At 72.4% G+C, this 5,003-nt stretch carries 4 protein-coding genes and 1 tRNA gene; 2 read left to right on the top strand and 3 right to left on the bottom strand.

Annotation, left to right across the window (positions count from 1 at the left end; all coding sequences use genetic code 11):
- The 3 genes from GTW67_RS15955 to GTW67_RS15965 all read right to left on the bottom strand — a co-directional run.
- Window positions 1-1,667, bottom strand: a 1,667-nt coding sequence (locus tag GTW67_RS15955; RefSeq protein ID WP_161165489.1) for a DEAD/DEAH box helicase, incomplete at its 3' end; no start/stop codon positions are given.
- 284 nt (window positions 1,668-1,951) lie between these two features.
- Window positions 1,952-2,503 carry a hypothetical protein gene (locus tag GTW67_RS15960; protein ID WP_161165490.1) on the bottom strand — a complete coding sequence of 184 codons (552 nt, stop codon included), beginning with the start codon at window positions 2,501-2,503 and terminating at the stop codon, window positions 1,952-1,954.
- Between the two features lie 104 nt (window positions 2,504-2,607).
- Complete coding sequence (locus GTW67_RS15965; RefSeq protein WP_161165491.1) at window positions 2,608-2,958, bottom strand: metallopeptidase family protein; 351 nt, start codon at window positions 2,956-2,958, stop codon at window positions 2,608-2,610.
- A 119-nt stretch (window positions 2,959-3,077) separates the two neighbouring features.
- Between GTW67_RS15965 and GTW67_RS15970 the strand changes: the two genes are divergently transcribed.
- Both GTW67_RS15970 and GTW67_RS15975 read left to right on the top strand, forming a co-directional pair.
- Complete coding sequence (locus GTW67_RS15970; RefSeq protein WP_161165492.1) at window positions 3,078-4,694, top strand: metallophosphoesterase family protein; 1,617 nt, start codon at window positions 3,078-3,080, stop codon at window positions 4,692-4,694.
- Between the two features lie 80 nt (window positions 4,695-4,774).
- Window positions 4,775-4,847 (top strand) — tRNA-Glu (locus GTW67_RS15975).
- Window positions 4,848-5,003: the final 156 nt, after the last annotated feature.

A 5,003-nucleotide genomic window follows, 5' to 3' on the forward strand; every position in this document is an offset into this window, starting at 1 on the left:
CGGTCGTCACGACGCTCGAAGGAACGGCCACCACGGTCGTCACGGCGGTCGTCACGGCGGAAGCCGCCACGGTCGTCACGACGCTCGAACGAACGGCCGCCACGGTCGTCGCGACGCTCGGTCCGCTCCGGACGCTCGGTCTGCTCGACCTCGCGCGGGGCCGTCGCCTGCGCCGGCACCGAGACCTCGGCCTCGGCGGCGGCGGTGGCCACCTCGGCCAGGACCGTCTCCGGGTCCTCGCCACGCTCCCGCGCGACCCGGGAGACCAGGCGGTCCGCCTCCTCGCGCAGCTCGGTGGCGCGGCGCTGGGCGCGCTCCAGCTCCTTGGTGAGCTGGGCGACCTCACGCTCGGCCTGCTGCGCGGCGTTGCCCGCGGACTCGGCCTGGACCTCGGTCATCGACCGGGCGCCGGTGATCTCGGCGACCTCCGGCTCGAAGGCCGCGCCGCCCTGGATGATGTGGCGCGTGGCGTCGACGCCCGCGTCCTCCATCAGCCGGAAGATCTGGCGGCGCTGGTGCGGCAGGGACAGGGAGACGACCGTGCCGGTGCGGCCGGCGCGGGCCGTGCGGCCGGCGCGGTGCAGGTAGTCCTTGTGGTCGCCGGCCGGGTCCACGTTGAGGACCAGGTCGATGCCGTCGACGTGGATGCCGCGCGCGGCGACGTCGGTGGCGACGAGGACGTTGACGTAGCCGTCCTTGAAGTCGGCCAGGGTGCGGGTGCGCGCGCCCTGGGTCATGCCGCCGTGCAGCGCGTCCGCCTTCGCGCCCGCGTCGCGCAGCTGCTCGGCGACGCGGTCGGCGCCCAGCTGGGTGCGGACGAAGATGATGGTGCGGCCCTTGCGGGAGGCGATGGCCGCGGTGACCGGCGCCTTGTCCTTGGGCTTCACGACCAGGATGTGGTGCGACATGGTCGTCACCGCGCCCTGGGCCGCGTCGACCTCGTGGCTGACCGGGTTGTTCAGGTACCGGTCGACGAGGGTCTTGATCTCGTTCTCCATGGTCGCGGAGAACAGCATCCGCTGACCGCCCGCGGGCACCTGGTCGAGCAGCTCGGTGACCTCGGGCATGAAGCCCAGGTCGGACATCTGGTCGGCCTCGTCGAGGACGGCGATCTGCACGTTCTCCAGGGAGCAGGCGCCGCGGTTGATGATGTCGCGCAGCCGGCCCGGCGTGGCGACCAGGATGTCGACGCCCCGCTCCAGGGCGTAGATCTGGTTGCCCATGGACGTGCCGCCGCACACGACCTTCATCTTCAGCCCGAGGACGTCGCCGTACGGCTGGAGGGCGTCGGCCACCTGCATGGCCAGCTCGCGGGTCGGCGTCAGGATGACGGCGCGCGGCTTGTGCTTCTCGGTGCGGCCGCCGGCCAGCGTGGCCAGGGTCGGCAGACCGAAGGAGAGGGTCTTGCCGGAGCCGGTGCGGCCCCGGCCGAGGATGTCCTTGCCCTCCAGCGCGTCCGGGATGGTCGCGGCCTGGATCGGGAAGGGGGTGGTCACGCCGTTCTGCGCGAGCTTGCGCACGATGCCCTCGGGCAGGCCCAGGTCGGCGAAGGTCGTCTCGGGGGCGGCGGCCTCGGAGGTCTCGACGACCTCGGGAGCCTGCTGGTCCTCGGAAACGCCCTCGGCGTTCTCGGGCACGACGACGTGATCAGTACTGATGATGGACATGCGAATGCGAAACCTTCCGGAGTCTCTCAGTCGGCACGCGCCCGTCAACTCCGTGAATCGCGATTCGCAATACGACCGCCTCGATGCGGTCCATCACGGCAAGGGAGAGTACGCGCCACACGGCGCGCTCTGCGGTGGCGCCGGGCAAATGGGATCAAACGATCTACCACCATACGCACCCACCACCCCTGAAGGCAAACCGGCTAGCACATGCCCAGGTCAGCCCGCCTTCCGGCCCTCCGTCCGGGCCCCTGACACGGGGGCGGCGGTGCCCGTCGTACGGCCTACACCGGCACCCCGGCCTGTGGTGCCGGCTCCCGCTGCGCGAGCTGCGTCCCGGGCGGCTCGTGCGCCGACGAGGACGGTTCCGGCGTCGGTTCCGGCGTCGGGGAGGCGGGCGGCTCCGGGGGCGGCGTCGGCTCCGGGTCCACCGTGCGCGGCGGCTCCGGGTCGGCGGTCCGCGGGGGCGTCGGCTCGTCCGGCCCGCCCTTCGGCGGAGTGGAGCCGGTCGCGTGCGCGGACGGCGGGCCGGAGGGGGCCTTGTCCTCGCCGTCGTCGTCCTTGCCGCGGCCCTTGCCCTTCCCCTTGCCGCGGTCGTCCTCGCCCTTCTCGCCCTTGCCGTGTCCGCGTCCCTCGCCGGCCGCCGCCGGGCCGTACCCGGCCGCGCCGCCCGACACCGCGGGCCCGCCGCCCGGCGCCCCGCCACCTCGCTCCCCGGCCGAGTGCGAGGGCCGGGCGTCCCCGCCGGACTCGTCGCCGACGCTCATGCAGCCGGCGGCAGCGGCGACGGCCACCACCGTGGCGGCCAGACGGACGGGTACGTACAAGGGGCGCACGGGCGGCCACCTCCGGGGATCAGGAGTCGCCGTGCCCAACTCCCGTCACCCGCAGGAGGACACGCGCCGCGCGCCGGGGGACCGTCACCCGGGCCCCGGAGACCTCACCCGTACCCGAGGGCGTGCAGCCGCGCGTCGTCGATCCCGAAGTGGTGCGCGATCTCGTGGACCACCGTCACCTCGGTCTCCGCGACCACGTCCTCACGGGTGTCGCAGAACCGCAGCGTCGGCCCCCGGTAGATGGTGATCCGGTCCGGCAGCACCCCGGCGTACCACTCGCCGCGCTCGGTCAGCGGGGTCCCCTCGTAGAGCCCGAGCAGCTCGGGATCGTCCGCCGGCGGCTCGTCCTCCACGAACACCGCGACGTTGTCCATCAGCCGCGTCAGCTCCGGCGGGATCCGGTCCAGCGCCTCGGCGACCAGTTCCTCGAACTCCTCGCGCGTCATCTCCAGCACAGGCCCATTGTCGGGTACGACACATCAGGTACGACACCGCCACCCATCACGCACGACACCGCCACCGCCCTCCGACCACCCCTCGCATATACGCCCCGGGTCATGGGCATACGGGACCAATGGCCCGCGTCCCCGCCGCAGTCCTGCACGTCCTGGCCGAGGTGATGAACCGCATCCGCAGCGCCCCGCGCGCCCTCACCAGCCGCCACCGCGCCCGTCCGGCGCCCCCGTCGGCGGAGCTCGTCCCCCGTTCCCGCCCCTGGACCCGCGCCCTCGGACTCGTCGCCGTCGTCCTGCTCGGGGCCTGGCTCGGCCTGCTGATCGTGGGCGACGTGCGCGTCCCGGTCGGCCCCATGAACACGACGATGACCCTGCGCCCCTCCCTGACCGGCGGCACGAAGATCAACATCTCGCCGCTGGGCGCCCTCCAGCTCGACAGCCACGTCGCCCCGGTCCGCCTCGACGTCAACGTCGACCAGCTCGACCCGGACCGCGCCCAGGCACTCGTCGACCACCCCGAACGCCTCTCCGGCCTCCAGGACGAGGTCGCGAAGGACGTAGAGCACGGCACCCTCGACCTGGCCGCCCGCTCCTGCGTCGCCGTCGTCACCGGCGCCACCGCGCTCGGCCTCGCCGTCTACCGCCGCCCCCGGCGCGCCATGGCCGCCGGCGGCCTCGCGCTCACCCTGCTGGTGGCCTCGGGCGGCACCGCGTACGCGACCTGGAACCCCGACTCCGTCCTCGAACCGAAGTTCTCCGGCCTGCTCTCCTCCGCGCCGTCCCTGGTCGGCAACGCGCGCAGCATCGTCACCGAGTTCGACGTCTACCAGAAGGAACTGGCCCGCCTGGTGACGAACGTGACCAAGCTCTACGACGTCACGTCCACGCTCCCCGCCTACCAGCCCGACCCCACCACGATCCGCGTCCTGCACGTGTCCGACATCCATCTGAACCCGGCGAGCTGGAAGATCATCGCCTCGCTGGTCCAGCAGTACAAGGTGAACGTGATCGTCGACTCCGGCGACACCATGGACCACGGCACTGCGGCCGAGAACGGCTTCCTGGACCCCATCGAGGACCTCGGCGCCCCCTACATCTGGGTCCGCGGCAACCACGACTCCCGCGTCACCCAGGACTACCTGAAGGGCCTCAAGAACGTGCAGGTCCTGGACGACGGCCGGGCCCGCACGGTCGCAGGCCTGCGCTTCGCCGGCATGGGCGACCCGCAGTACACCCCGGACCGCTCCTCGAAGCCCGGCGCCGAGGCCTCCCAGGAACTGGCCGGCGCCCGCCTGGCCTCCGCCCTGCGCGACCAGACCAGGGCCGGCACCCCGGTGGACGTCGCCGTCGCCCACGAGCCGTCGGCGGCCCGCGAGGTCGACGGCACGGTGCCGCTGGTGCTTGCGGGCCATGTCCACCACGAGGACATGGAGGTCATGAAGTACGGCACCCGGCTCCGTATCGAGGGCTCCACCGGCGGCAGCGGCCTGCGCGCCGTCGAGGGCAAGCACCCCGACCCCGTCCAGGCGTCGATCCTCTACTTCGACCGGGACAGCCGGCGCCTCCAGGCCTGGGACCAGATCAAGCTCGGCGGCCTGGGCCTCACGACGGCCGAGGTCAGCCGCCATCTGCCGAAGGAGAACCAGCCGGGCGCGACACCGTCCCCTAGCGGCACGGGCCCGTCCCCGACGGGCTCCGCCGGCACCCCGAGCAGCCCGGCTCCCTCCACGCCGTAAACCGTTTTGGCGATACCTCCCGCCATCCCATATGCTTCTCACGTCCCCGACGCGCTGAGAAGCGCGCAGGCGGGCCGATAGCCCTCATCGTCTAGCGGCCTAGGACGCCGCCCTTTCAAGGCGGTAGCACGGGTTCGAATCCCGTTGGGGGCACAGAGCTTACAGTCCCCCTGACCAGCGGAAACGCCGGTCAGGGAGTCAGCTTTCGGTTCAGGCGCCAACGCCGAAAACCACCCCTCAACATCACGTATCCTTTAGTTGGATGCGCGATGCGCAAGGTCCTGTGGAGCAGTTTGGAGTGCTCGCCAC

The organism is Streptomyces sp. SID5910, from assembly GCF_009862125.1.
In the GTDB taxonomy this organism is placed as follows: Bacteria; Actinomycetota; Actinomycetes; order Streptomycetales; family Streptomycetaceae; genus Streptomyces.